This is a genomic window from Bacillus sp. FSL L8-0358, from assembly GCF_038593095.1.
In the GTDB taxonomy this organism is placed as follows: Bacteria; Bacillota; Bacilli; order Bacillales; family Bacillaceae; genus Bacillus; species Bacillus subtilis.
In genome coordinates this window covers 2,237,366-2,263,625 of sequence record NZ_CP151962.1, presented here as the reverse complement: position 1 = coordinate 2,263,625, position 26,260 = coordinate 2,237,366, and the positions used below count along the sequence as shown (strand labels likewise).

At 43.3% G+C, this 26,260-nt stretch carries 31 protein-coding genes; 30 read left to right on the top strand and 1 reads right to left on the bottom strand.

All coding sequences use genetic code 11. The features are described 5' to 3' along the window. Nucleotides 1-79: 79 nt before the first annotated feature. From dgrA to fni, 5 genes are all read left to right on the top strand, one after another. Nucleotides 80-733 (top strand): cyclic di-GMP receptor DgrA, encoded by a 654-nt coding sequence (gene dgrA / locus NYE49_RS11455; RefSeq protein ID WP_047182813.1) that lies wholly within the window; start codon nt 80-82, stop codon nt 731-733. Between the two features lie 44 nt (nt 734-777). After that, nucleotides 778-954 carry a YpfB family protein gene (locus tag NYE49_RS11450; protein WP_003230553.1) on the top strand — a complete coding sequence of 59 codons (177 nt, stop codon included), beginning with the start codon at nt 778-780 and terminating at the stop codon, nt 952-954. A gap of 78 nt (nt 955-1,032) precedes the next feature. Further along, nucleotides 1,033-1,707, top strand: a complete 675-nt coding sequence (gene cmk / locus NYE49_RS11445) for a (d)CMP kinase (RefSeq protein ID WP_015383984.1) — start codon at nt 1,033-1,035, stop codon at nt 1,705-1,707. A 232-nt stretch (nt 1,708-1,939) separates the two neighbouring features. Next, complete coding sequence (rpsA, locus tag NYE49_RS11440; protein ID WP_015383983.1) at nt 1,940-3,088, top strand: 30S ribosomal protein S1; 1,149 nt, start codon at nt 1,940-1,942, stop codon at nt 3,086-3,088. A 12-nt stretch (nt 3,089-3,100) separates the two neighbouring features. Beyond that, nucleotides 3,101-4,150 (top strand): type 2 isopentenyl-diphosphate Delta-isomerase, encoded by a 1,050-nt coding sequence (gene fni, locus NYE49_RS11435; RefSeq protein WP_015483385.1) that lies wholly within the window; start codon nt 3,101-3,103, stop codon nt 4,148-4,150. A 42-nt stretch (nt 4,151-4,192) separates the two neighbouring features. Here the strand turns inward: fni and NYE49_RS11430 are convergent, their stop codons facing one another. Then, entirely contained in the window at nt 4,193-4,324 is a 132-nt protein-coding gene (locus NYE49_RS11430; RefSeq protein ID WP_003225499.1) for a YpzI family protein, read from the bottom strand. Nucleotides 4,325-4,401: 77 nt separating this feature from the next. On the opposite strand from NYE49_RS11430, the gene NYE49_RS11425 reads away from it, so the two are divergent. From NYE49_RS11425 to trpA, 25 genes are all read left to right on the top strand, one after another. Continuing rightward, entirely contained in the window at nt 4,402-5,001 is a 600-nt protein-coding gene (locus tag NYE49_RS11425; RefSeq protein ID WP_015383981.1) for a hypothetical protein, read from the top strand. Next, nucleotides 4,998-5,891 (top strand): YIEGIA family protein, encoded by an 894-nt coding sequence (locus NYE49_RS11420; RefSeq protein WP_003230562.1) that lies wholly within the window; start codon nt 4,998-5,000, stop codon nt 5,889-5,891. The genes NYE49_RS11425 and NYE49_RS11420 overlap by 4 nt, the downstream gene beginning before the upstream one ends. Further along, nucleotides 5,888-6,082, top strand: coding sequence for a hypothetical protein (locus NYE49_RS11415; protein ID WP_003230563.1), 195 nt, complete (start codon nt 5,888-5,890; stop codon nt 6,080-6,082). Before NYE49_RS11420 ends, NYE49_RS11415 begins: the two co-directional genes overlap by 4 nt. A 153-nt stretch (nt 6,083-6,235) precedes the next feature. After that, entirely contained in the window at nt 6,236-7,546 is a 1,311-nt protein-coding gene (engA, locus tag NYE49_RS11410) for a ribosome-associated GTPase EngA (RefSeq protein ID WP_021481550.1), read from the top strand. A gap of 17 nt (nt 7,547-7,563) precedes the next feature. Then, the gene (locus tag NYE49_RS11405; protein WP_047182812.1) at nt 7,564-8,601 is read left to right on the top strand and encodes an NAD(P)H-dependent glycerol-3-phosphate dehydrogenase; all 1,038 of its coding nucleotides are present in this window, start codon (nt 7,564-7,566) and stop codon (nt 8,599-8,601) included. A gap of 339 nt (nt 8,602-8,940) precedes the next feature. Then, nucleotides 8,941-9,144 carry a DUF2768 domain-containing protein gene (locus NYE49_RS11400; protein ID WP_004399143.1) on the top strand — a complete coding sequence of 68 codons (204 nt, stop codon included), beginning with the start codon at nt 8,941-8,943 and terminating at the stop codon, nt 9,142-9,144. Between the two features lie 21 nt (nt 9,145-9,165). After that, on the top strand, nt 9,166-9,900 hold the full coding sequence (locus tag NYE49_RS11395) for a hypothetical protein (RefSeq protein WP_047182811.1): 735 nt from the start codon (nt 9,166-9,168) through the stop codon (nt 9,898-9,900). 180 nt (nt 9,901-10,080) lie between these two features. Then, a complete protein-coding gene (gene spoIVA, locus NYE49_RS11390; RefSeq protein WP_014480131.1) occupies nt 10,081-11,559 on the top strand; it encodes a stage IV sporulation protein A in 1,479 nt (492 codons plus the stop codon). Nucleotides 11,560-11,932: 373 nt separating this feature from the next. Next, nucleotides 11,933-12,211, top strand: coding sequence for a non-specific DNA-binding protein Hbs (hbs, locus tag NYE49_RS11385; RefSeq protein ID WP_003153447.1), 279 nt, complete (start codon nt 11,933-11,935; stop codon nt 12,209-12,211). A gap of 187 nt (nt 12,212-12,398) precedes the next feature. After that, nucleotides 12,399-12,971: a GTP cyclohydrolase I FolE gene (gene folE, locus NYE49_RS11380; protein ID WP_003225516.1), complete on the top strand. Its 573-nt coding sequence runs from the start codon at nt 12,399-12,401 to the stop codon at nt 12,969-12,971. A gap of 21 nt (nt 12,972-12,992) precedes the next feature. Beyond that, the gene (mtrB, locus tag NYE49_RS11375) at nt 12,993-13,220 is read left to right on the top strand and encodes a trp RNA-binding attenuation protein MtrB (protein ID WP_003230576.1); all 228 of its coding nucleotides are present in this window, start codon (nt 12,993-12,995) and stop codon (nt 13,218-13,220) included. Between the two features lie 163 nt (nt 13,221-13,383). Further along, on the top strand, nt 13,384-14,139 hold the full coding sequence (gene hepS, locus NYE49_RS11370; RefSeq protein WP_015483384.1) for a heptaprenyl diphosphate synthase component 1: 756 nt from the start codon (nt 13,384-13,386) through the stop codon (nt 14,137-14,139). A gap of 6 nt (nt 14,140-14,145) precedes the next feature. Next, nucleotides 14,146-14,847, top strand: a complete 702-nt coding sequence (gene menG, locus NYE49_RS11365) for a demethylmenaquinone methyltransferase (protein ID WP_003230580.1) — start codon at nt 14,146-14,148, stop codon at nt 14,845-14,847. 25 nt (nt 14,848-14,872) lie between these two features. Further along, nucleotides 14,873-15,835, top strand: a complete 963-nt coding sequence (gene hepT / locus NYE49_RS11360; RefSeq protein ID WP_047183567.1) for a heptaprenyl diphosphate synthase component II — start codon at nt 14,873-14,875, stop codon at nt 15,833-15,835. Between the two features lie 115 nt (nt 15,836-15,950). Beyond that, nucleotides 15,951-16,400: a nucleoside-diphosphate kinase gene (gene ndk / locus NYE49_RS11355; RefSeq protein ID WP_010886554.1), complete on the top strand. Its 450-nt coding sequence runs from the start codon at nt 15,951-15,953 to the stop codon at nt 16,398-16,400. Between the two features lie 236 nt (nt 16,401-16,636). Further along, nucleotides 16,637-17,407: a protein-glutamate O-methyltransferase CheR gene (cheR, locus tag NYE49_RS11350; protein ID WP_047182810.1), complete on the top strand. Its 771-nt coding sequence runs from the start codon at nt 16,637-16,639 to the stop codon at nt 17,405-17,407. Nucleotides 17,408-17,481: 74 nt separating this feature from the next. Next, entirely contained in the window at nt 17,482-18,654 is a 1,173-nt protein-coding gene (gene aroC / locus NYE49_RS11345) for a chorismate synthase (protein ID WP_015483382.1), read from the top strand. After that, nucleotides 18,654-19,742, top strand: a complete 1,089-nt coding sequence (gene aroB, locus NYE49_RS11340; RefSeq protein WP_047182809.1) for a 3-dehydroquinate synthase — start codon at nt 18,654-18,656, stop codon at nt 19,740-19,742. The genes aroC and aroB overlap by 1 nt, the downstream gene beginning before the upstream one ends. Next, nucleotides 19,739-20,122, top strand: coding sequence for a chorismate mutase (aroH, locus tag NYE49_RS11335; protein WP_004398675.1), 384 nt, complete (start codon nt 19,739-19,741; stop codon nt 20,120-20,122). The genes aroB and aroH overlap by 4 nt, the downstream gene beginning before the upstream one ends. 216 nt (nt 20,123-20,338) lie before the next feature. Beyond that, nucleotides 20,339-21,886, top strand: coding sequence for an anthranilate synthase component I (trpE, locus tag NYE49_RS11330; RefSeq protein ID WP_047182808.1), 1,548 nt, complete (start codon nt 20,339-20,341; stop codon nt 21,884-21,886). After that, nucleotides 21,858-22,874: an anthranilate phosphoribosyltransferase gene (trpD, locus tag NYE49_RS11325; protein WP_015483379.1), complete on the top strand. Its 1,017-nt coding sequence runs from the start codon at nt 21,858-21,860 to the stop codon at nt 22,872-22,874. Before trpE ends, trpD begins: the two co-directional genes overlap by 29 nt. Then, nucleotides 22,867-23,619: an indole-3-glycerol phosphate synthase TrpC gene (gene trpC, locus NYE49_RS11320; protein ID WP_047182807.1), complete on the top strand. Its 753-nt coding sequence runs from the start codon at nt 22,867-22,869 to the stop codon at nt 23,617-23,619. Before trpD ends, trpC begins: the two co-directional genes overlap by 8 nt. A gap of 4 nt (nt 23,620-23,623) precedes the next feature. Beyond that, complete coding sequence (locus NYE49_RS11315; protein WP_047182806.1) at nt 23,624-24,271, top strand: phosphoribosylanthranilate isomerase; 648 nt, start codon at nt 23,624-23,626, stop codon at nt 24,269-24,271. Next, nucleotides 24,252-25,454 (top strand): tryptophan synthase subunit beta, encoded by a 1,203-nt coding sequence (gene trpB / locus NYE49_RS11310; RefSeq protein ID WP_015383968.1) that lies wholly within the window; start codon nt 24,252-24,254, stop codon nt 25,452-25,454. The genes NYE49_RS11315 and trpB overlap by 20 nt, the downstream gene beginning before the upstream one ends. Next, nucleotides 25,447-26,250: a tryptophan synthase subunit alpha gene (gene trpA, locus NYE49_RS11305; RefSeq protein WP_032726040.1), complete on the top strand. Its 804-nt coding sequence runs from the start codon at nt 25,447-25,449 to the stop codon at nt 26,248-26,250. Before trpB ends, trpA begins: the two co-directional genes overlap by 8 nt. Nucleotides 26,251-26,260: the final 10 nt, after the last annotated feature.

The window sequence follows — 26,260 nt, the reverse complement described above, 5'->3', positions numbered from 1 at the left end:
GGACTAAATGTCTTTTCCTTTTTTTCATTACGTGCTTTAATAAAAACGTGAGTATATTGAATGCGAAAGAGTGAAGTCAATGATAGAGATTGGAGAAAATGTACTTTTAGAATATATAGAAGAAAATGAATTGAAAAAGGCAAAAAGCAAGGCGGTCAGCATCGAAAACAATGAACTTTTGATCGCGTATCCTGTTGATGTAGTTACAGGGCGAACTGTGATTTTACATAACGATATGGAAGTAACGGTAGAGTTTGTGGGAAAAGACGAAGTTCCTTATCGCTTTACAAGCCGTATAAAAGGTAAAGTGAAGGACAAACTTCAAATGATCTGTCTTGAAGTGCCTCCCCGTGAAAAAATGAAAAGAATCCAGCGCCGCCAATATGTAAGAACTGATGCGGTATTAGATGTGCAAATTCAGCCGGGAAATGAAGAAGAGTTCCGCACACTATCCTATAACATCAGTGCAGGCGGCATCGCCGTGGTTTTAGCTCATGGCCTTTCTTTTCAATCGGGGGAATCATTGCGCCTGATCATCCGTCTTCCTGAAGAGGAGCACACACGTCAAATAGAAACAGAAGCAGTTGTCAGACGAATCTTTGATGACCCCAAGTCAGGAAAACGCAAAATGACTTTAGAGTATTCAGAAATTGCAGCAGGTGACCAGCAGGCTTTGCTTCAATACTGCATCCGGCGCCAGTTAAATAAGAGAAGAAAGGCCCGAATGGAATAAACATCGGCAAACACTTCCATACTATTTGTAATGGAGGTGCTCCAATGAAAACATTTGAACGGCTGCTGATCAAATTATTGTTCATTCAGGCCATCATTTTACTTGGTGTCCAATTTCTCTTTCACTATCAGCATATTGAACCATACGTATCAAAAGTGATTCAATATGAAGGGGTGGATAAAATGGAGGAAAACAATAGGATTGAAACCTTCAAACATTAATTATTCATCAATTTTTCACCCTTTTTCATAAAGTTCGTGATACAATCCATAGAGGAGAAAAGAGCAAGGAGAGGAATTATGGAAAAGAAATTATCGATTGCAATTGACGGCCCGGCAGCTGCGGGGAAAAGCACCGTTGCCAAAATTGTGGCTGAGAAAAAATCGTACATATATATTGATACAGGAGCAATGTATCGGGCGATAACGTACGCGGCTTTACAGGAAAACGTTGAGCTTACAAATGAAGAAAAACTGGCTGAGCTGCTAAAGCGGACAGACATTGAGCTGATTACAACAAAAGATGGACAAAAAGTGCTTGTAAACGGCACCGATGTAACTGAGGCGATCAGAACAGATGAAGTCAGCAACCAAGTTTCAATTGCGGCCAAGCATAGAAGTGTCAGAGAAGAAATGGTGAAACGCCAGCAGCAGCTTGGGGAAAAAGGCGGCGTCGTCATGGATGGTCGTGACATCGGGACGCATGTGCTGCCAAATGCAGAAGTAAAGATCTTTCTTTTGGCATCTGTTGAAGAGAGAGCGAAACGCCGTTATGAAGAAAATGTGAAAAAAGGCTTTGATGTCAACTACGAAACATTAATTGAGGAAATTGCAAGAAGAGACAAGCTTGATTCAGAGCGTGAAGTATCTCCGCTGCGTAAAGCAGAAGATGCTCTTGAAATCGACACGACATCGCTTTCCATTCAAGAGGTAGCTGATAAAATCCTCGAGGCTGTGGAGCAAAAGTCCCGCTGAGGATGTCAAATGCCACTTTTTTTGAATTTTTCAACGAAGATAGAATGTTATTGCTTGACAAACCTGTCCTTTTATTAGAAGTTAATACTAATAAAACTTTTTATTGATCATTCAAAAAACTTTTTTGGATGATTCTTTAATACATATTCGGCTAAAAGCGGGCATGTTATATGTTCAGCTTTCAAACCGTTTTAATTAAGCTGTGTAGGTTTGGACCAAGGAGGTTATTCAAATGACAGAGGAAATGAATCAAATTGATGTTCAAGTGCCAGAGGTTGGAGATGTAGTTAAAGGGATTGTGACAAAGGTAGAAGACAAACATGTAGATGTAGAAATTATCAATGTCAAACAATCCGGTATTATTCCAATCAGTGAATTATCAAGTCTTCATGTAGAGAAAGCATCGGATGTTGTTAAAGTAGACGACGAGCTTGACCTGAAAGTAACAAAAGTGGAAGACGATGCTTTGATTTTATCTAAACGTGCTGTTGATGCAGACCGCGCTTGGGAAGACCTTGAGAAAAAATTTGAAACAAAAGAAGTGTTTGAAGCTGAAGTGAAAGATGTCGTGAAAGGCGGCCTTGTCGTTGATATCGGCGTTCGCGGTTTTATTCCGGCATCGCTTGTTGAAGCACATTTCGTTGAAGACTTCACTGACTATAAAGGAAAAACACTGTCACTGCTCGTTGTAGAGCTTGACCGTGATAAAAACCGCGTGATCCTTTCACACCGTGCTGTTGTTGAAAGTGAACAAGCGAATAAAAAACAAGAATTTCTTCAGTCTCTTGAAGTTGGAAGTGTACTTGATGGCAAAGTACAGCGCCTGACTGACTTTGGCGCGTTTGTTGATATCGGCGGCATCGACGGACTTGTACACATTTCACAGCTTTCCCACTCTCATGTAGAGAAGCCGTCTGACGTTGTTGAAGAGGGACAAGAAGTAAAAGTGAAAGTGTTATCGGTTGACCGTGACAATGAACGTATTTCTTTATCAATCAAAGATACACTGCCTGGACCTTGGAGCCAAATCGGCGAAAAAGTGAAGCCTGGCGATGTGCTTGAAGGAACTGTACAGCGTCTTGTAAGCTTCGGTGCCTTTGTTGAAATCCTTCCAGGTGTTGAAGGTCTCGTTCATATTTCTCAAATTTCCAATAAACACATCGGCACGCCGCATGAAGTCCTTGAAGAAGGACAGACTGTAAAAGTGAAGGTTCTTGATGTGAATGAAAATGAGGAGCGCATTTCATTAAGCATGCGTGAACTTGAAGAAACGCCTAAAGCTGATCAGGAAGATTACCGTCAATATCAAGCGAAGGAAGAAACAAGCACTGGCTTCCAGCTTGGAGATCTGATCGGAGATAAGCTGAATAAACTAAAATAATTGGTGATAAACGTGACTCGAGCAGAACGAAAAAGACAACACATCAATCATGCCTTGTCCACCGGCCAGAAGCGGGAAACAGGTCTTGATGATATTACGTTTGTTCACGTCAGTCTGCCCGATCTTGCATTAGAACAAGTAGATATTTCCACAAAAATCGGCGAACTTTCAAGCAGTTCGCCGATTTTTATCAATGCAATGACTGGCGGCGGCGGAAAACTTACATATGAGATTAATAAATCGCTTGCGCGAGCGGCTTCTCAGGCTGGAATTCCCCTTGCTGTGGGATCGCAAATGTCAGCATTAAAAGATCCATCAGAGCGTCTTTCCTATGAAATTGTTCGAAAGGAAAACCCAAACGGGCTGATTTTTGCCAACCTGGGAAGCGAGGCAACGGCTGCTCAGGCAAAGGAAGCCGTTGAGATGATTGGAGCAAACGCACTGCAGATCCACCTCAATGTGATTCAGGAAATTGTGATGCCTGAAGGAGACAGAAGCTTTAGCGGCGCACTGGAACGTATTGAACAAATTTGCAGCCGGGTCAGTGTACCAGTCATTGTGAAAGAAGTCGGATTCGGTATGAGCAAAGAATCAGCAGGAAAGCTGTATGAAGCTGGTGCTGCAGCTGTTGACATTGGCGGTTACGGGGGAACAAATTTCTCGAAAATCGAAAATCTCCGAAGACAGCGGCAAATCTCCTTTTTTAACTCGTGGGGCATTTCGACAGCTGCAAGTTTGGCGGAAATCCGCTCTGAGTTTCCTGCAAGCACCATGATCGCCTCTGGCGGTCTGCAAGATGCACTTGACGTGGCAAAGGCAATTGCGCTTGGGGCCTCTTGCACCGGAATGGCAGGGCATTTTTTAAAAGCGCTGACTGACAGCGGTGAGGAAGGACTGCTTGAGGAGATTCAGCTGATCCTTGAGGAATTAAAGATGATTATGACCGTGCTGGGTGCCAGAACGATTGCCGATTTACAAAAGGCGCCCCTTGTGATCAAAGGTGAAACCCATCATTGGCTCACAGAGAGAGGGGTCAATACATCAAGCTATAGTGTGCGATAAATGATAAAAGCCCAAAACCATATGTGGTTTGGGCTTTTTGTATTATGATTTTCGCTTTTTGAATCTTCCGTTTTGTTCAAGGCTTGTCGCTCCGTCATAGTGAATGGACTGGTCGCGGTCTGATTCGACTCTGCCTGAAGCTTTGAGTTTTTTCTCTTGCCTGTCTTTTCCCATGATCATACTCCTTAATGTGAGATCGATTGTTTAAAAAATGCGCTTGAACTCCATACTGGGAATATGGAGGAAGTAAAATGGAACAATTTTATTACTATTGGTCAATGTGGTTTCTTTGGGTTTTGACAACATTTATTTTTGAAAAGACGAAAAGACGAATTGCCGTCTCTGTCTTTATTTTAACTAATATTATTCTAAGCATACATGACATCGTTTTATATTTTTCCCTGAATGCTGCATATATGATGTTTTTCGTTTGCGGATGTGTCTATGCCGCGTATTTGGGAATGTATCGTTTTCGTTACATCATGGTCTATCTGACGCTTGTTGCCGCGTATGCGTTTGTTTATCTTTTTGCATTATATGACCCTGTTTGGTTCATCATAAAACCTGAGTGGGCTGCTGTTATATTAATAGTGCTTTTAACAGCTTCTGTTGAAAGGAATTTTGAGAAGCAGCTTGTCTTATTTGTCCTAGGGATGTGCCAAGGCGAACTGGTGTATTCATTTGTGATCCAGAAGTTGGCCGGGGCTATGGCTGTCGGCGGCTTTCAATGGCTGAATGCGTGTTCTGCGGGGATGATATTGCTGTTTGGCATATCTAAATACGAACACCTCGCAAGCCAGATTGGTCAGAAAAGCAAAAGATCAAACAAAGGAGCTACCAAAATGTCATGAGTGATTACATCTATCCGATTATTGCTGGGGTCATTGCCGGAATTGCGACAAGGCTTTATATGCTGAAAACGGATTACCGCCAGTATCCGACCTATGTTCATGGGAAAGTGATTCACATCGCACTGGGGTTGATAGCGGCTGGTTTAGGTGCAATTATTATGCCGGCGCTTTTGCAGGAGGAATTTACGGCCATCACATTTTTAACATTGGCAGCGACGCAATTTAGAGATGTCCGAAACATGGAGCGGAACACATTGACGCAAATGGATTCGTATGAGCTTGTCTCAAGAGGAAGCACATATATTGAGGGGATTGCCATTGCGTTTGAAAGCAGAAATTATATTGTGATCTTTACAGCGCTTTTGACAACCTCTGCGTATGTGTTTTTATCCATCTGGGCTGCTGTCATAGCGGCTGTCGTTTGTTTTTTACTGGCCATGAAATTTATGTCGGGCAGTGTGTTGAAGGATATTGTAGACATCGAGTACATAAAGCCGCGCTTTGACGGTCCGGGACTGTTTGTTGATAATATTTATATGATGAATATCGGGCTTCCAGAGAAACAGGAACTGATTTTAAAGCATGGCATGGGCTTTATTTTAACGCCAAAAAACTTTAATTCAGCAGCGACGATAGCAAATTTAGGGCAGCGTCAGGCCATTTTATTTGATGTTTCCAATGTGCTCGGGGTTTATCGGGATTCAGGAGAGCCATCTTTGACACCAATTGCAAAACGGGATTTAAATGATGGAAGAGTGGCAGTATTTGTTCTCCCGCAAATTCACCATCCCGAAACGGCTGTTCAAATTATTAGCAATGTTCCAACCCTGGAAAATGCGATTAGAATGCCGACTGAATTTATCAAAAATCAGGATAAGGTGATAGGATGAGTGAATCTCTTACGAAAGTGATTTTGTCTGTAATCACGACAAATCGAAACCGGGTTGCAGGGGGAGCACCTGTCTTTTTTTGCAATGACCAAAAGGAGATGGAGCTTTTCGCTAAAAATCTTGAGGCGATCCTTGATGGAATAGCTCACAGAATCGGAGATGACGTGTATTTGATCGTGAAACATTTTTAAGAATAGTTGTGATCCCAGTAAAAACTGATATAATAAATGAGTTAAGCCCTTCCTCTGAAGGGTTTCTTTTCATAAAAGTGAATGAAATGATTTTAATAACCGGTTGAAAATTTATGTAAAAATGAAAGCGGCTGGATTGAAAGGAAGGGTACTATGGGTAAACCTGTCGTAGCCATTGTCGGGAGACCAAATGTAGGAAAATCCACAATCTTTAACCGGATTGCGGGAGAAAGAATTTCAATAGTAGAAGATACCCCTGGCGTGACAAGGGATCGGATATACAGCTCGGCTGAATGGCTGAATTATGATTTTAATTTGATTGATACGGGCGGTATTGATATCGGTGATGAGCCGTTCTTAGCGCAGATTCGCCAGCAGGCTGAAATCGCCATGGATGAAGCGGACGTGATTATTTTTATGGTGAACGGCCGTGAAGGCGTGACAGCTGCTGATGAAGAAGTGGCGAAAATTTTATACCGCACAAAAAAGCCTGTTGTTTTAGCGGTTAATAAACTGGATAACACAGAAATGAGAGCGAATATGTATGATTTTTATTCGCTAGGCTTTGGCGAGCCGTATCCAATTTCGGGAACACACGGACTCGGACTGGGTGATTTACTGGATGCCGTTGCAGAGCATTTTAAAAACATTCCAGAAACGAAATACAATGAGGAAGTTGTTCAATTCTGTCTGATCGGACGTCCGAATGTCGGAAAGTCTTCACTTGTGAACGCAATGCTCGGCGAAGAACGCGTTATTGTCAGCAACGTGGCTGGAACGACAAGAGATGCTGTTGATACGTCATTTACTTACAACCAGCAGGAGTTTGTCATTGTCGATACTGCAGGTATGCGAAAAAAAGGGAAAGTCTATGAAACGACTGAGAAGTATAGTGTACTGCGGGCGCTGAAAGCGATTGACCGCTCAGAAGTCGTGGCGGTTGTGCTGGATGGCGAAGAAGGCATTATTGAACAGGACAAGCGTATCGCCGGTTATGCACACGAAGCGGGCAAGGCCGTCGTCATCGTCGTAAACAAATGGGATGCTGTTGACAAAGATGAGAGCACGATGAAAGAATTTGAAGAAAATATTCGCGATCATTTTCAATTTCTGGATTATGCGCCAATCCTATTTATGTCTGCCTTAACGAAAAAACGGATCCATACGCTGATGCCTGCGATTATCAAAGCAAGTGAAAATCATTCACTTCGAGTTCAAACAAACGTCTTAAATGATGTCATCATGGACGCTGTGGCAATGAATCCGACACCGACTCATAACGGTTCTCGTTTGAAGATTTACTATGCGACTCAAGTGTCGGTAAAGCCGCCAAGCTTCGTTGTGTTTGTAAACGATCCGGAATTGATGCATTTTTCATACGAACGGTTTTTAGAAAACCGAATCAGAGACGCGTTCGGTTTTGAGGGGACACCAATCAAAATATTTGCAAGAGCTAGAAAATAAAAAGGTGTGAAGCAAATATGAAAAAAGTCACAATGCTCGGAGCAGGGAGCTGGGGAACAGCACTGGCTTTAGTGTTAGCTGATAATCATCACGATGTAACCATGTGGGGGCACCGTGCAGATCTGATCCATCAAATCAATGATCAGCATGAAAATAAAGATTATTTGCCGAACGTCAAGCTTCCAGAATCTATTGAGGCAACAACGGATATGAAGACAGCTGTTTCAGACGCGGATTTCATTATCGTTGCTGTTCCAACAAAAGCAATTCGGGAAGTGCTGAGACAGGCTGTCCCTTTTATAACGAAAAAAACAGTCTTTGTTCATGTCAGCAAGGGTATCGAGCCGGATTCACTTCTGCGCATTTCTGAAATTATGGAAATTGAGCTCCCGAGTGATGTCAGAAAAGATATCGTTGTCCTTTCCGGTCCGAGTCATGCGGAAGAAGTAGGGCTGCGGCACCCCACAACTGTTACTGCATCTTCAAAGAGCATGAGGGCAGCAGAAGAGGTGCAGGATCTATTTATTAATCACAATTTTCGGGTGTACACAAATCCTGACATTATCGGAGTTGAAATCGGAGGGGCTTTAAAGAATATTATTGCCCTTGCTGCAGGAATTACAGATGGTTTAGGGTACGGCGACAATGCCAAAGCTGCTTTGATTACACGCGGACTTGCCGAAATCGCGAGACTCGGAACGAAAATGGGCGGAAATCCCTTGACGTTCTCTGGATTGACAGGAGTAGGCGATCTGATTGTGACGTGCACAAGTGTTCATTCCAGAAACTGGCGTGCGGGCAATTTGCTCGGAAAAGGGTACAAGCTTGAAGATGTTCTTGAAGAGATGGGAATGGTAGTTGAAGGCGTCCGCACGACGAAAGCGGCTTACCAGCTTTCGAAGAAATATGATGTTAAAATGCCGATTACAGAAGCTCTCCATCAGGTCCTATTCAACGGACAAAAAGTGGAAACCGCTGTTGAATCTTTAATGGCGAGAGGGAAAACCCACGAGATGGAGGATTTGGTAAATACGTTTGAAAATCAAGTGAAGTAAAAGTGTCAATCGTATGGTGAAACGCATATCTTAATTGAACGAAAGCCCGAAAAACAGAAGAACACCCAATGTCTTGGGATCTCCTGAAACATTTTGCCGATTTAGGCAATAGAGGATGCATCTGTATGCCATGTCGCATACTATAGCATCGAAGTCCAAGAGAGTGTTTCTTAAACGTGCAGGTGAATATAGTCAATTTGACTGAAGCGAAGGTCCCCCTCTTTGCTTCAGTTTTTTTTGTTCTATCAAAGGATGGAAAATCTGGTTGATCTTTTCCGGCGCTGTATATTAAAATATAATATAACGCTTACATCATACATATCGGGGAGGCGCACGTCATTGAATCTGGCATTGATGAAAATGTGGTTTGCTCTAGGGTCCATGGGTCTGATGTTTCTGGCTGTAGCTTCCATCTATTTAAGCCGCTTTAAGTGCCAAAACCGTTTTTTGAAGATTGCGATTTCATCATTCGCATACATGTGTATGCTCATATCTGGAATTATTGTGTTTGTCGTGGTTTTTAGCGGCCCTGTCAATGAATAAAGCTGTAAAAGGAAGTGCTGTATGGGTAAACTGAAGTGCGCAATCATTTTTGCGGCAGTCGTGTTTTTATCCGGATGTTTATATCCAAATGAACGGAAAAGCAGTGTGCATGCCATTCCTTATCAAGACCAGCTAAAGCAGGTTCAATCTGCTGTTGATGAATTTCAAAAGGCAAATGGAGGGCTGCTTCCCATTCAAACCAAAGATATGTCGACACCGCTATATCAAAAATATCCGATAGACTTTAACCGGTTAGCGCCAAGATACATAGCTGAACCTCCAAGTACGGCATTTGAAAGCGGGGGAGACTATCAATACGTGCTTGTTGACGTAGAGAACGATCCGACTGTTAAATTAATTGATTTAAAGATGGCAGAAAAAATTCGCGATGTGAAATTGCGCATCCAAATGTATCGTCAGGAGCATCAATATCCGCCTTACAAGGATGTGCTATCTCATGATTTATTTACACTCGATGAGAAGAAGCTTGGGGATGGAAGCTCTCTTACAGTGACAAGCCCAATCTCAGGGAATTCCTTGCCGCTTATGATTGACGGAGACGGAGAAATATATGCCGATTACCGGACTGAGCTGGCTTCTTGCCTCAAAAAAAGCAAGAAAACGTTTAAACCCGGGACTGAAATCCAGGATATGATTTGGCAGGAAACCCCCTTTGTCCCCGCGTTTTCTGTAACATATACGGTAAATGACAAACAGGAACCTGTTTTTTTAGAAAATGATATGAAAAAGGAATGAACCTTTCTCCCTTGCATACAAATAGGGAGAAAGGTTTTTTTATATTAATAGATTGAGGATGAGAAATTTTCTAAAGATGTCATATTCAAATAGGACAACGTCATACACATATAGTGTCCTGTGTTTGATTGAAAGAGCTTAATAAAATTGAAAAGGATAGGAAGTCCGGGAGGGGATCACTTGGAAAAGGTCGATATTTTCAAGGATATCGCTGAACGAACAGGAGGCGATATATACTTAGGAGTCGTAGGTGCTGTCCGTACAGGAAAATCCACGTTCATTAAAAAATTTATGGAGCTTGTGGTGCTCCCGAATATCAGTAACGAAGCAGACCGGGCCCGAGCGCAGGATGAACTGCCGCAGAGCGCAGCCGGCAAAACCATTATGACTACAGAGCCTAAATTTGTTCCGAATCAGGCGATGTCTGTTCATGTGTCAGACGGACTCGATGTGAATATAAGATTAGTAGATTGTGTAGGTTACACAGTGCCCGGCGCTAAAGGATATGAAGATGAAAACGGGCCGCGGATGATCAATACGCCTTGGTACGAAGAACCGATCCCATTTCATGAGGCTGCTGAAATCGGCACTCGAAAAGTCATTCAAGAACACTCGACCATCGGAGTTGTCATTACGACAGACGGCACCATTGGAGATATCGCCAGAAGTGACTATATAGAGGCTGAAGAAAGAGTCATTGAAGAGCTGAAAGAGGTTGGCAAACCTTTTATTATGGTCATCAACTCAGTCAGGCCGTATCACCCGGAAACGGAAGCCATGCGCCAGGATTTAAGCGAAAAATATGATATCCCGGTATTGGCAATGAGTGTAGAGAGCATGCGGGAATCAGATGTGCTGAATGTGCTCAGAGAGGCCCTCTACGAGTTTCCGGTGCTTGAAGTGAATGTCAATCTCCCAAGCTGGGTAATGGTGCTGAAAGAAAACCATTGGCTGCGTGAAAGCTATCAGGAGTCCGTGAAGGAAACGGTTAAGGATATTAAACGGCTCCGGGACGTAGACAGGGTTGTCGGCCAATTCAGCGAGTTTGAATTCATTGAAAGTGCCGGATTAGCCGGAATTGAGCTGGGCCAAGGGGTGGCAGAAATTGATTTGTACGCGCCGGATCATCTATATGATCAAATCCTAAAAGAAGTTGTGGGCGTCGAAATCAGAGGAAGAGACCATCTGCTTGAGCTCATGCAAGACTTTGCCCATGCGAAAACAGAATATGATCAAGTGTCTGATGCCTTAAAAATGGTCAAACAGACGGGATACGGCATTGCAGCTCCTGCTTTAGCCGATATGAGTCTCGATGAGCCGGAAATTATAAGGCAGGGCTCGCGATTCGGTGTAAGGCTGAAAGCTGTCGCTCCGTCGATCCATATGATCAAAGTCGATGTCGAAAGCGAATTCGCCCCGATTATCGGAACGGAAAAACAAAGTGAAGAGCTTGTACGCTATTTAATGCAGGACTTTGAGGATGATCCGCTCTCCATCTGGAATTCCGATATTTTCGGAAGGTCGTTGAGCTCAATTGTGAGAGAAGGGATTCAGGCAAAGCTGTCATTAATGCCTGAAAACGCACGGTATAAATTAAAAGAAACATTAGAAAGAATCATAAACGAAGGCTCTGGCGGCTTAATCGCCATCATCCTGTAATACCGGTAGACCTCTTTATAGAATAGGAGGTCTTTTTTCTTTGCTCTTAATAATGGAAAAGGATCAAGGAATAGGATGAAAAAAGGAAAAAAAGGAATATTTGTTCGGTAAATCACCTTAAATCCTTGACGAGCAAGGGATTGACGCTTTAAAATGCTTGATATGGCTTTTTATATGTGTTACTCTACATACAGAAATTCTTCACTTTGTTGGACAAACATTCCTCAGAGTGCAGTTTTTCTTAAAAAGCCGTTTAATTGTCTTTCTCTTACTTGCTCTCATTTTTTTCTGAGACAGGTTTAGAATCAGACTGAACTGTGAAGAAATGATAATAAACGAACTGAATGTATCCTTTTGGGAGGAGGTGAAAGGCATGAACAAAACAGAACTTATCAATGCGGTTGCAGAAGCAAGCGAATTGTCTAAAAAAGACGCTACAAAAGCAGTTGACTCTGTTTTTGATACGATCTTAGATGCACTTAAAAACGGTGATAAAATCCAACTGATCGGTTTTGGTAACTTCGAGGTGCGTGAACGTTCTGCACGTAAAGGACGCAACCCTCAAACAGGTGAAGAAATCGAAATTCCAGCAAGCAAAGTACCTGCTTTCAAACCAGGTAAAGCGCTTAAAGACGCAGTTGCCGGAAAATAATTGTGAATATAGATCGTGTATGCATCTAGCTTACATACACTTTATTTCTTCACAGAAAAGCCCCTTTCTAAGGGGCTTTTCATATTTCAAGAGCATGGGCTTCCTGACAGGGCATTCACTTTGCTTTTAGCGGGGCATATGTGCTAGAATCGAAATTAAATGTATTCATTGGTGGAGGACATAGAACATGAAAGAAGTTAATAAAGAGCAAATCGAACAAGCTGTTCGTCAAATTTTAGAAGCGATCGGAGAAGACCCGAATAGAGAAGGGCTTCTTGATACTCCGAAAAGAGTCGCAAAGATGTATGCCGAAGTATTCTCCGGCTTGAATGAAGATCCAAAAGAACATTTCCAGACTATCTTCGGTGAAAACCATGAGGAGCTTGTTCTTGTAAAAGATATCGCGTTTCATTCTATGTGTGAGCATCACCTTGTTCCCTTTTATGGAAAAGCACATGTTGCATATATCCCGCGAGGCGGAAAGGTCACAGGACTCAGCAAACTGGCACGTGCCGTTGAAGCCGTTGCAAAGCGCCCGCAGCTTCAGGAACGCATCACTTCTACAATTGCAGAAAGCATCGTAGAAACGCTTGATCCGCATGGCGTAATGGTAGTGGTTGAAGCGGAACACATGTGCATGACGATGCGCGGTGTAAGAAAACCGGGTGCGAAAACTGTGACTTCAGCAGTCAGAGGCGTTTTTAAAGATGATGCCGCTGCCCGTGCAGAAGTATTGGAACATATTAAACGCCAGGACTAATAAAGATAGAGGGTGCTATAAATGAACCAAAAGCATTCAAGTGATTTTGTCGTCATTAAAGCCGTTGAGGACGGAGTGAATGTGATAGGCCTGACAAGAGGAACAGACACAAAGTTTCACCATTCCGAAAAACTCGACAAGGGAGAAGTGATCATCGCTCAGTTTACAGAGCATACTTCTGCCATTAAAGTCAGAGGAGAGGCACTGATTCAAACCGCGTACGGAGAAATGAAAAGCGAAAAAAAATAAGCTGGCTGTCCCCGCTGTTAAAAGCAAATGCTCGCAAACAGCGGGAGGATACAGCCAATTTCTTTTTTTTATGCTATAATGATACCTGCGTAAGCGAATGAAAAGATAAAACTCATACATAGATTAAGAAATAAATGTGAATTTGGGGACAAGGGTGATATTTTTGCAAGACATCTACGGAACTTTAGCCAATCTGAACACGAAATTAAAACAAAAGCTGTCTCATCCTTATTTAGCGAAGCATATTTCTGCGCCGAAAATTGATGAGGATAAGCTTCTTCTTTTTCATGCTTTATTTGAAGAAGCTGCCATAAAAAACAACGACAGAGAAAATTATATTGTAACAGCGATGCTTGTACAAAGCGCCCTTGATACCCATGATGAAGTGACGACAGCTAGAGTCATAAAACGAGACGAAAACAAAAACCGCCAATTGACTGTTCTCGCGGGCGATTATTTCAGCGGGCTGTACTACTCTTTACTATCTGAAATGAAGGATATCTACATGATTCGGACGCTTGCTACAGCCATTAAAGAAATCAACGAACATAAAATTCGTCTATATGACCGTTCTTTCAAGGACGAAAACGATTTTTTCGAAAGTGTCGGCATCGTTGAATCAGCTTTATTCCATCGTGTGGCGGAACACTTCAACCTCCCGCGCTGGAAAAAGCTGTCGAGTGATTTTTTTGTATTTAAGCGGCTTATGAACGGAAATGATGCATTTCTGGATGTGATCGGCAGTTTTATACAGCTGGGAAAAACAAAAGAAGAGATATTAGAAGATTGTTTTAAAAAAGCGAAAAACAGCATTGAGTCACTTCTGCCTCTAAATTCACCTATTCAGAACATTTTAATAAACCGTCTGAAGACAATCAGCCAAGATCAAACCTATCATCAGAAAGTGGAAGAAGGGTAAACCATTATGCAGGACTCAAAAGAACAGCGCGTACACGGAGTATTTGAAAAAATATATAAAAACTATGACCAAATGAACTCTGTCATCAGTTTTCAGCAGCATAAAAAATGGCGCGACAAAACGATGCGCATCATGAATGTAAAAGAAGGCGCAAAAGCACTTGATGTCTGCTGCGGAACGGCTGACTGGACGATCGCTCTTGCAAAAGCGGCCGGCAAAAGCGGCGAGATCAAGGGCTTGGATTTCAGTGAAAATATGCTGAGTGTCGGCGAGCAGAAAGTAAAAGACGGCGGATTCAGCCAAATTGAACTGCTGCACGGAAATGCGATGGAGCTTCCTTTTGATGATGATACATTTGATTATGTCACCATTGGCTTCGGACTCCGCAATGTCCCTGATTACTTGACTGTACTGAAAGAGATGAGACGTGTAGTGAAGCCGGGCGGGCAGGTGGTATGTCTGGAAACGTCCCAGCCGGAAATGTTCGGATTCAGACAGGCTTACTTTATGTACTTTAAGTACATTATGCCGTTTTTCGGGAAACTGTTTGCGAAGAGCTATAAAGAATATTCTTGGCTTCAAGAATCAGCCAGAGACTTCCCTGGAATGAAGGAACTGGCAGGCCTGTTTGAAGAGGCGGGCCTGAAAAATGTTAAATATCATTCGTTTACTGGCGGAGTCGCTGCCACGCATATCGGATGGAAATGAAAACACAGATGTTTGGGTGAATGATATGAAATTTAAAATGGCCTACTCTTTTTTAAATGACGATATTGATGTAATCGAGAGAGAACTTGAACAAACCGTACGTTCCGATTACCCGCTTTTAAGCGAGGCAGGTCTTCACTTGCTGCAGGCCGGAGGGAAACGTATTCGGCCTGTTTTCGTACTGCTTTCCGGCATGTTTGGCGATTACGATATTAATAAGATTAAATATGTCGCCGTCACTCTGGAAATGATTCACATGGCATCTTTGGTTCATGATGATGTCATTGATGATGCGGAGCTTCGCCGAGGAAAACCGACAATCAAAGCAAAGTGGGACAATCGTATTGCGATGTACACAGGCGATTATATGCTTGCGGGATCTCTTGAAATGATGACGAGAATTAACGAACCGAAAGCCCATAGGATTTTGTCACAGACGATCGTTGAAGTTTGTCTAGGGGAAATTGAGCAGATCAAAGACAAATACAACATGGAACAAAATCTCAGAACGTATCTCCGGCGTATCAAAAGAAAAACGGCTCTCTTGATCGCGGTCAGCTGCCAGCTTGGTGCCATTGCGTCTGGAGCTGATGAGAAGATTCATAAGGCATTGTACTGGTTTGGGTATTACGTCGGCATGTCTTATCAGATTATTGATGATATTCTTGATTTTACTTCAACTGAAGAAGAGCTGGGTAAACCCGTTGGAGGAGATTTGCTTCAAGGAAACGTCACATTGCCAGTGCTGTATGCCCTGAAAAAACCTGCATTAAAAAACCAGCTTAAATTGATTAACAGTGAGACAACGCAGGAACAGCTTGAACCAATCATTGAAGAAATCAAAAAAACAGATGCAATTGAAGCATCTATGGCAGTAAGCGAAATGTATCTGGAGAAAGCTTTTCAGAAATTAAACACGCTTCCTCGAGGGCGCGCACGCTCGTCTCTTGCAGCCATCGCAAAATATATCGGTAAAAGAAAATTTTAATTTTTGTAGATATTAAGAAATTTCTCCGCCCCGGATTGATTAATTATCAGAAAGATGTTACGATTTCGGTGTGCAGTGTGAAAGCCTATACATACATAATGATGGGGTGGAGAATATGATGGAAAAGACTTTTATCATGGTGAAACCAGACGGTGTCCAACGTCAGCTCATTGGGGACATTTTATCTAGATTCGAACGTAAGGGCTTACAATTAGCTGGCGCCAAGTTAATGAGAGTGACTGAACAAATGGCTGAGAAACACTACGCCGAACATCAAGGAAAGCCTTTCTTCGGAGAGCTCGTTGAGTTTATTACTTCAGGACCTGTATTCGCAATGGTGTGGGAAGGCGAAAATGTCATTGAAGTGACGAGACAGCTGATCGGGAAAACAAACCCTAAAGAAGCTTTACCTGGTACGATTCGTGGGGATTATGGCATGTTTGTCGGAAAAAACATCATCCACGGCTCTGATTCTCTCGAAAGTGCAGAACGCGAGATTAACATTTTCTTTAAGAATGAAGAATTAGTATCATATCAGCAGCTTATGGCAGGCTGGATCTATTAATCATTGTGAAAATAAGTAACAGAGCCGGCATCATATAATGCCGCCGGTTTTTGATCTGTTTTGTAAAGGTTTACATTAAAGTGAATAAAGGGTTGAATGGCAGTGTGCATCAGACCTCTGCCTTTCCCAACGATCTAAAATCAGCTGAAAAGCTGATTTTTTTATTGAAACAATACAATTTCCTGATAAAACAAGCTATACTAGGACAAAAAGACAGCGAGACTGGGAGAGTAGAGATGGATACATACAGCGTATTTACAACGAAATGGAAACAATTAACCGGAGTCGATTTAACACTATATAAAGAAGCACAAATGAAGAGAAGGCTAACGTCACTTTATGAGAAAAAGGGGTTCCAAAGCTTTAAGGACTTTGCGGCGGCATTGGAAAAGGATCAAGCTCTCTTAAATGAAACGTTGGACAGAATGACGATCAATGTTTCAGAATTTTATCGTAATTATAAAAGATGGGAAGTTCTTGAGACTGCAATTCTGCCGTTAATCAAAACCTCTAGGCCTTTAAAGATTTGGAGTGCCGCCTGCTCAACGGGGGAGGAGCCATACACGCTTGCCATGCTTTTGGACCAGCAAAAAGGTCTTCCGGGCTATCAGATTTTGGCGACGGATATTGATGAAAAAGCATTGGAAAAAGCGAAAAAAGGCGTTTATCAGGAGCGGTCTTTACAGGAAGTGCCGCTCTCTGTGAAAGATCGTTATTTTACGCAAAACGCAAATAGAAGTTATGAAGTGAAACCGGAAATCAAAAAGAATATTACATTCAAAAAGCACAATTTGCTGGCGGATCGTTATGAACAAGACTTTAATTTAATCGTGTGCCGCAATGTATTTATTTATTTTACAGAAAGCGCGAAGGAAGAGCTGTATTTAAAAATGGCACATAGCTTGAAGAAGAATGGAGTTCTTTTTGTCGGCAGCACCGAGCAAATCTTCAACCCCGAGAAATTTGGCCTAGTCCCAGCCGATACATTCTTTTATCAAAAAAGATAGACTGACTTTTTGCTGAAAAATATGTTATAGTAGTCTTACTTAAAAGCGTTAATGCGATGAAGGGAGAAGAAGTCATGAGATATTTAACAGCCGGAGAATCACACGGCCCCCAACTGACAACCATTATTGAGGGTGTACCTGCCGGGCTTTACATAACGGAGGAAGATATCAATTTTGAGCTTGCCAGACGCCAAAAAGGACACGGCCGCGGCCGCCGCATGCAGATCGAAAAAGACCAGGCCAAAATTATGAGCGGGGTGCGCCATGCACGTACACTCGGTTCACCAATTGCTCTCGTAGTTGAAAATAACGATTGGAAGCATTGGACAAAAATCATGGGCGCCGCTCCGATTACAGAAGATGAAGAAAAGGAAATGAAGCGCCAGATTTCCAGACCGAGACCCGGGCACGCTGACTTAAACGGTGCAATTAAATATAATCATCGTGATATGAGAAATGTGCTTGAGCGTTCTTCAGCAAGGGAAACAACTGTCAGAGTGGCGGCAGGGGCTGTAGCTAAAAAGATTCTTTCTGAGCTTGGCATTAAGGTGGCAGGCCACGTGTTGCAAATTGGCGCTGTTAAAGCTGAAAAAACAGAATATACGTCAATTGAAGACCTGCAGCGCGTAACGGAAGAGTCTCCTGTCAGATGCTACGATGAAGAGGCAGGCAAAAAAATGATGGCTGCCATTGATGAAGCAAAGGCAAACGGAGATTCCATCGGCGGAATAGTAGAAGTCATTGTCGAGGGAATGCCGGTAGGCGTGGGCAGCTATGTCCATTATGACCGCAAGCTGGATAGCAAGCTTGCTGCCGCTGTTCTGTCAATTAACGCATTTAAAGGTGTGGAATTCGGCATCGGATTTGAGGCGGCAGGGCGAAATGGAAGCGAAGTCCATGACGAGATCATTTGGGACGAGGAAAAAGGATACACCCGTGCTACTAACAGACTTGGCGGACTGGAAGGCGGCATGACGACAGGGATGCCAATCGTTGTCCGCGGAGTCATGAAGCCGATTCCGACTTTGTATAAACCGCTGAAAAGTGTCGATATTGAAACGAAAGAACCGTTTTCCGCCAGCATTGAACGTTCAGACAGCTGTGCTGTTCCTGCGGCAAGTGTAGTCGCTGAAGCGGCTGTCGCTTGGGAAATTGCGAACGCAGTCGTTGAACAATTCGGATTAGATCAAATTGACCGCATTAAAGAAAATGTGGAGAATATGAGAAAACTGTCGAGGGAATTTTAATGAAGACACTGCATGTTCAAACTGCTTCCTCGTCATATCCTGTTTTTATCGGACAAGGTATCAGAAAAAAGGCTTGCGAACTATTAACCTCGCTAGACAGGCCATTAACACGCATTATGCTTGTTACCGATGAAGAAGTGGATCGCCTGTACGGTGATGAAATGCTTCACCTGCTCGAAGAAAAATGGCCTGTGAAAAAAGTGACGGTGCCGAGCGGAGAGCAGGCGAAATCAATGGATATGTACACGAAGCTGCAGAGTGAAGCGATTCGATTTCATATGGATCGCTCCTCATGCATCATCGCATTCGGTGGCGGTGTTGTAGGGGATCTTGCCGGTTTTGTGGCTGCCACTTTTATGCGGGGCATTGATTTCATTCAAATGCCTACGACGCTCTTGGCGCATGACAGCGCAGTCGGAGGAAAAGTAGCCGTGAACCATCCGCTTGGAAAAAATCTAATCGGTGCGTTTTATCAGCCGAAAGCCGTGCTCTATGATACAGATTTCCTGCGTTCTCTGCCTGAAAAAGAGCTTCGGTCCGGAATGGCAGAAGTGATCAAACACGCTTTTATCTATGACAGAGCGTTTCTGGAGGAGCTGCTGAATATCCACTCACTGCGTGATATCACCAATGATCAGCTGAAAGACATGATTTTTAAAGGCATTTCAATTAAAGCGTCTGTCGTTCAGCAGGATGAAAAAGAAGAGGGGATAAGAGCTTACTTAAACTTCGGGCATACGCTCGGTCATGCCGTTGAGGCGGAATATGGATACGGGCAGATCACTCACGGTGATGCCGTAGCCCTCGGAATGCAGTTTGCTTTATATATAAGCGAAAAGACTGTAGGCTGTGAAATGGACAGAAAACGTTTGGTCAGCTGGCTAAAAAGCCTGGGTTATCCAAGTCAAATCAGAAAAGAGACGGAAACTTCGGTTCTCTTGGACCGTATGATGAATGATAAGAAAACCCGTGGCGGGAAGATTCAGTTTATTGTGCTCAACGAATTAGGGAAAGTTGCTGATCATACCTTTTCCAGAAATGAACTTGAGTGCTGGCTGAACAAATGGCGATTGGAGGAGACATCATGATGATTCGCGGAATTCGCGGAGCAACTACAGTTGAACGGGATACTGAAGAAGAAATTTTACAAAAAACAAAACAGCTGTTAGAGAAAATCATAGAAGAAAATCATACAAAACCGGAAGATGTTGTTCAAATGCTTCTTTCGGCTACACCTGACTTGCACGCTGTTTTCCCGGCAAAAGCTGTTCGCGAGCTTTCAGGATGGCAGTATGTACCGGTAACATGTATGCAGGAAATGGACGTAACAGGCGGTCTGAAAAAGTGCATAAGAGTCATGATGACGGTCCAGACAGATGTCCCTCAGGATCAGATCAGACATGTATATTTAGAAAAAGCCGTCGTATTGAGGCCCGATTTATCATTGACAAAAAATACTGAATTGTAATACGATAAGAATAGCTTAGAAATACACAAGAGTGTGTATAAAGCGATTAGAATGAGTTGAGTTAGAGAATAGGGTAGCAGAGAATGAGTTTAGTTGAGCTGAGACATGTATGTTTATTCTACCCAAAAGAAGTCTTTCTTTTGGGTTTATTTGTTATATAGTATTTTATCCTCTCATGCCATCTTCTCATTCTCCTTGCCATAAGGAGTGAGAGCAATGAATTTCCAATCAAACATTTCCGCATTTTTAGAGGACAGCTTGTCCCACCACACGATACCGATTGTGGAGACCTTCACAGTCGATACACTGACACCCATTCAAATGATAGAGAAGCTTGACAGGGAGATTACGTATCTTCTTGAAAGCAAGGACGATACATCCACTTGGTCCAGATATTCGTTTATCGGCCTGCATCCATTTCTCACAATTAAAGAAGAGCAGGGCCGTTTTTCGGCCGCTGATCAGGACAGCAAATCTCTTTACACAGGAAATGAACTAAAAGAAGTGCTGAACTGGATGAATACCACATACAAAATCAAAACACCTCAGCTTGGCATTCCTTTTGTCGGCGGAGCTGTCGGGTACTTAAGCTATGATATGATCCCGCTGATTGAGCCTTCTGTTCCTTCGCATACAAAAGAAACAGACATGGAAAAGTGTATGCTGTTTGTTTGCCGGACATTAATTGCGTATGATCATGAAACCAAAAACGTCCACTTTATCCAATATGCAAGGCTCACTGGAGAGGAAACAGAAAACGAAAAAATGGATGTTTTCCATCAAAATCATCTAGAGCTTCAAAATCTCATTGAAAAAATGATGGACCAAAAAAACATAAAAGAGCTGTTTCTCTCTGCTGATTCATACAAGACGCCCAGCTTTGAGACGGTATCTTCTAATTATGAAAAATCGGCTTTTATGGCTGATGTAGAAAAAATCAAAAGCTATATAAAAGCAGGCGATATCTTTCAGGGCGTTTTGTCACAAAAATTTGAGGTTCCGATAAAAGCAGATGCTTTTGAGTTATACCGAGTGCTTAGGATCATCAATCCTTCTCCGTATATGTATTATATGAAACTGCAAGACAGAGAAATAGTCGGCAGCTCTCCGGAACGGTTAATACACGTTCAAGACGGGCACTTAGAAATCCACCCGATTGCCGGTACGAGAAAACGCGGTGCAGACAAAGCTGAAGATGAGAGACTGAAGGTTGAGCTCATGAAGGATGAAAAAGAAAAAGCGGAGCATTACATGCTCGTTGATCTTGCCCGAAACGATATCGGCAGAGTAGCAGAGTATGGTTCTGTTTCTGTGCCGGAGTTCACAAAAATTGTTTCCTTTTCACATGTCATGCACATTATCTCGGTGGTTACAGGCCGATTGAAAAAAGGGGTTCATCCTGTCGATGCACTGATTTCTGCTTTCCCGGCGGGGACCTTAACAGGCGCACCCAAAATCCGTGCCATGCAGCTTTTGCAAGAGCTCGAGCCAACACCGAGAGAGACATATGGAGGGTGTATTGCCTACATTGGGTTTGACGGGAATATCGACTCTTGTATAACGATTCGCACGATGAGTGTAAAGAACGGTGTTGCATCGATACAGGCAGGTGCTGGCATTGTTGCTGATTCTGTTCCGGAAGCCGAATACGAAGAAAGCTGTAATAAAGCCGGTGCGCTGCTGAAAACGATTCATATTGCAGAAGACATGTTTCATAGCAAGGAGGATAAAGCTGATGAACAGATTTCTACAATTGTGCGTTGACGGAAAAACCCTTACTGCCGGTGAGGCTGAAACGCTGATGAATATGATGATGGCAGCGGAAATGACTCCTTCTGAAATGGGTGGTATATTGTCTATTCTTGCTCATCGGGGAGAGACGCCAGAAGAGCTTACAGGTTTTGTGAAGGCAATGCGGGCACACGCTCTTACAGTCGATGGACTTCCTGATATTGTTGATACATGCGGAACAGGGGGAGACGGTATTTCCACTTTTAATATCTCAACGGCCTCGGCAATTGTTGCCTCGGCAGCTGGCGCGAAAATCGCTAAGCATGGCAATCGCTCTGTCTCTTCTAAAAGCGGAAGCGCTGATGTTTTAGAGGAGCTAGAGGTTTCTATTCAAACCACTCCCGAAAAGGTCAAAAGCAGCATTGAAACAAACAATATGGGATTTCTTTTTGCGCCGCTTTACTATTCGTCTATGAAACATGTAGCAGGTACTAGAAAAGAGCTAGGTTTCAGAACGGTATTTAATCTGCTTGGACCGCTCAGCAATCCTTTACAGGCGAAGCGTCAGGTGATTGGGGTCTATTCTGTTGAAAAAGCTGGACTGATGGCAAGCGCACTGGAGACGTTTCAGCCGAAGCACGTCATGTTTGTATCAAGCCGTGACGGTTTAGATGAGCTTTCAATTACAGCACCGACCGACGTGATTGAATTAAAGGACGGAGAGCGCCGGGAATATACCGTTTCACCCGAAGATTTCGGTTTCACAAATGGCAGACTTGAAGATTTACAGGTGCAGTCACCGAAAGAGAGCGCCTATCTCATTCAGAATATTTTTGAAAATAAAAGCAGCAGTTCCGCTTTATCTATTACGGCCTTTAATGCGGGTGCTGCGATTTACACGGCGGGAATTACCGCCTCACTGAAGGAAGGAACGGAGCTGGCGTTAGAGACGATTACAAGCGGAGGCGCTGCCGCGCAGCTTGAACGACTAAAGCAGAAAGAGGAAGAGATCTATGCTTGAAAAAATCATCAAACAAAAGAAAGAAGAAGTGAAAACACTGGTTCTGCCGGTAGAGCAGCCTTTCGAGAAACGTTCATTTAAGGAGGCGCTGGCAAGCCCGAATCGGTTTATCGGGTTGATTGCCGAAGTGAAGAAAGCATCGCCGTCAAAGGGGCTTATTAAAGAGGATTTTGTGCCTGTGCAGATTGCAAAAGACTATGAGGATGCGAAGGCAGATGCGATTTCTGTTTTAACAGACACCCCGTTTTTTCAAGGGGAAAACAGCTATTTATCAGACGTAAAGCGTGCTGTTTCGATCCCTGTACTTAGAAAAGATTTTATTATTGATTCTCTTCAAGTAGAGGAATCAAGAAGAGTCGGAGCGGATGCCATATTGTTAATCGGCGAGGTGCTTGATCCCTTACACCTTCATGAATTATATCTTGAAGCAGGTGAAAAGGGGATGGACGTGTTAGTGGAGGTTCATAATGCATCAACGCTAGAACAAATATTGAAAGTGTTCACACCCGACATTCTCGGCGTAAATAATAGAAACCTAAAAACGTTTGAAACATCTGTAAAGCAGACAGAACAAATCGCATCTCTCGTTCCGAAAGAATCCTTGCTTGTCAGCGAAAGCGGAATCGGTTCTTTAGAACATTTAACATTTGTCAATGAACATGGGGCAAGAGCTGTACTTATCGGTGAATCATTGATGAGACAAACTTCTCAGCGTAAAGCAATCCATGCTTTGTTTGGGGAGTGAGGTTGTGAAGAAACCGGCATTAAAATATTGCGGTATTCGGTCACTAAAGGATTTGCAGCTTGCGGCGGAATCACAGGCTGATTACCTAGGCTTTATTTTTGCTGAAAGCAAACGAAAAGTATCTCCGCAAGATGTGAAAAAATGGCTGAACCAAGTTCGTGTCGAAAAACAGGTTGCAGGTGTTTTTGTTAATGAATCAATAGAGACGATGTCACGTATTGCCAAGAGCTTGAAGCTCGACGTCATTCAGCTTCACGGTGATGAAAAACCGGCGGATGCTGATGCGCTTCGCAAGCTGACAGGCTGTGAAATATGGAAGGCGCTTCACCATCAGGATAACACAACTCAAGAAATAGCCCGCTTTAAAGATAATGTTGACGGCTTTGTGATTGATTCATCTGTAAAAGGGTCTAGAGGCGGAACTGGTGTTGCATTTTCTTGGGAATGTGTGCCGGAATATCAGCAGGCGGCTATTGGTAAACGCTGCTTTATCGCTGGCGGCGTGAATCCGGATAGCATCACAGGCCTATTGAAATGGCAGCCAGAAGGAATTGACCTTGCCAGCGGAATTGAAAAAAACGGACAAAAAGATCAGAATCTGATGAGGCTTTTAGAAGAAAGGATGAACCGATATGTATCCATATCCGAATGAAATAGGCAGATACGGTGATTTTGGCGGAAAGTTTGTTCCGGAAACACTCATGCAGCCGTTAGATGAAATAGAAACAGCATTTAAACAAATCAAGGATGATCCCGCTTTTCGTGAAGAGTATTATAAGCTGTTAAAGGACTATTCCGGACGGCCGACTGCATTAACATACGCTGATCGAGTCACTGAATACTTAGGCGGCGCGAAAATCTATTTGAAACGAGAAGATTTAAACCATACAGGTTCTCATAAAATCAATAATGCGCTAGGTCAAGCGCTGCTTGCTAAAAAAATGGGCAAAACGAAAATCATTGCTGAAACCGGTGCCGGCCAGCATGGCGTTGCCGCTGCAACAGTTGCAGCCAAATTCGGCTTTTCCTGTACTGTGTTTATGGGTGAAGAGGATGTTGCCCGCCAGTCTCTGAACGTTTTCCGCATGAAGCTTCTTGGAGCGGAGGTAGTGCCTGTAACAAGCGGAAACGGAACATTGAAGGATGCCACAAATGAGGCGATCCGGTATTGGGTTCAGCATTGTGAGGATCACTTTTATATGATTGGATCAGTTGTCGGCCCGCATCCTTATCCGCAAGTGGTCCGTGAATTTCAAAAAATGATCGGAGAGGAAGCGAAGGATCAGTTGAAACGTATTGAAGGCACTCTGCCTGATAAAGTAGTGGCATGTGTAGGCGGAGGAAGCAATGCGATGGGTATGTTTCAGGCATTTTTAAATGAAGATGTTGAACTGATCGGCGCTGAAGCAGCAGGAAAAGGAATTGATACGCCTCTTCATGCCGCCACTATTTCGAAAGGAACCGTAGGGGTTATTCACGGTTCATTGACTTATCTCATTCAGGATGAGTTCGGGCAAATTATTGAGCCCTACTCTATTTCAGCCGGTCTCGACTATCCTGGAATCGGTCCGGAGCACGCATACTTGCATAAGAGCGGCCGTGTCACTTATGACAGTATCACTGATGAAGAAGCGGTGGATGCATTAAAGCTTTTGTCAGAAAAAGAGGGGATTTTGCCGGCAATCGAATCTGCCCATGCGTTAGCGAAAGCATTCAAACTCGCCAAAGGAATGGATCGCGGTCAACTCATTCTCGTCTGTTTATCAGGACGGGGAGACAAGGATGTCAACACATTAATGAAGGTATTGGAAGAAGAGGTGAAAGCCCATGTTTAAATTGGATCTTCAACCATCAGAAAAATTGTTTATCCCGTTTATTACGGCGGGCGATCCAGTTCCTGAGGTTTCGATTGAACTGGCGAAGTCACTCCAAAAAGCAGGCGCCACTGCATTGGAGCTTGGTGTTGCATACTCTGACCCGCTTGCAGACGGTCCGGTGATCCAGCGGGCTTCAAAGCGGGCACTTGATCAAGGAATGAATATCGTAAAGGCTATCGAATTAGGCGGAGAAATGAAAAAAAACGGAGTGAATATTCCGATTATCCTCTTTACGTATTATAATCCTGTGTTACAATTGAACAAAGAATACTTTTTCGCTTTACTGCGGGAAAATCATATTGACGGTCTGCTTGTTCCGGATCTGCCACTAGAAGAAAGCGCCAGCCTTCAAGAGGAATGTAAAAGCCATGAGGTGACGTATATTTCTTTGGTTGCGCCGACAAGCGAAAGCCGTTTGAAAACCATTATTGAACAAGCCGAGGGCTTCGTCTACTGTGTATCTTCTCTGGGTGTGACCGGTGTCCGCAATGAGTTCAATTCATCCGTGTACCCGTTCATTCGGACAGTGAAGAATCTCAGCACTGTTCCGGTTGCTGTAGGGTTCGGTATATCAAACCGTGAACAGGTCATAAAGATGAATGAAATTAGTGACGGTGTCGTAGTGGGAAGTGCGCTCGTCAGAAAAATAGAAGAATTAAAGGACCGGCTCATCAGCGCTGAAACGAGAAATCAGGCGCTGCAGGAGTTTGAGGATTACGCAATGGCGTTTGGCGGCTTGTACAGTTTAAAATGAGGTGACTGAT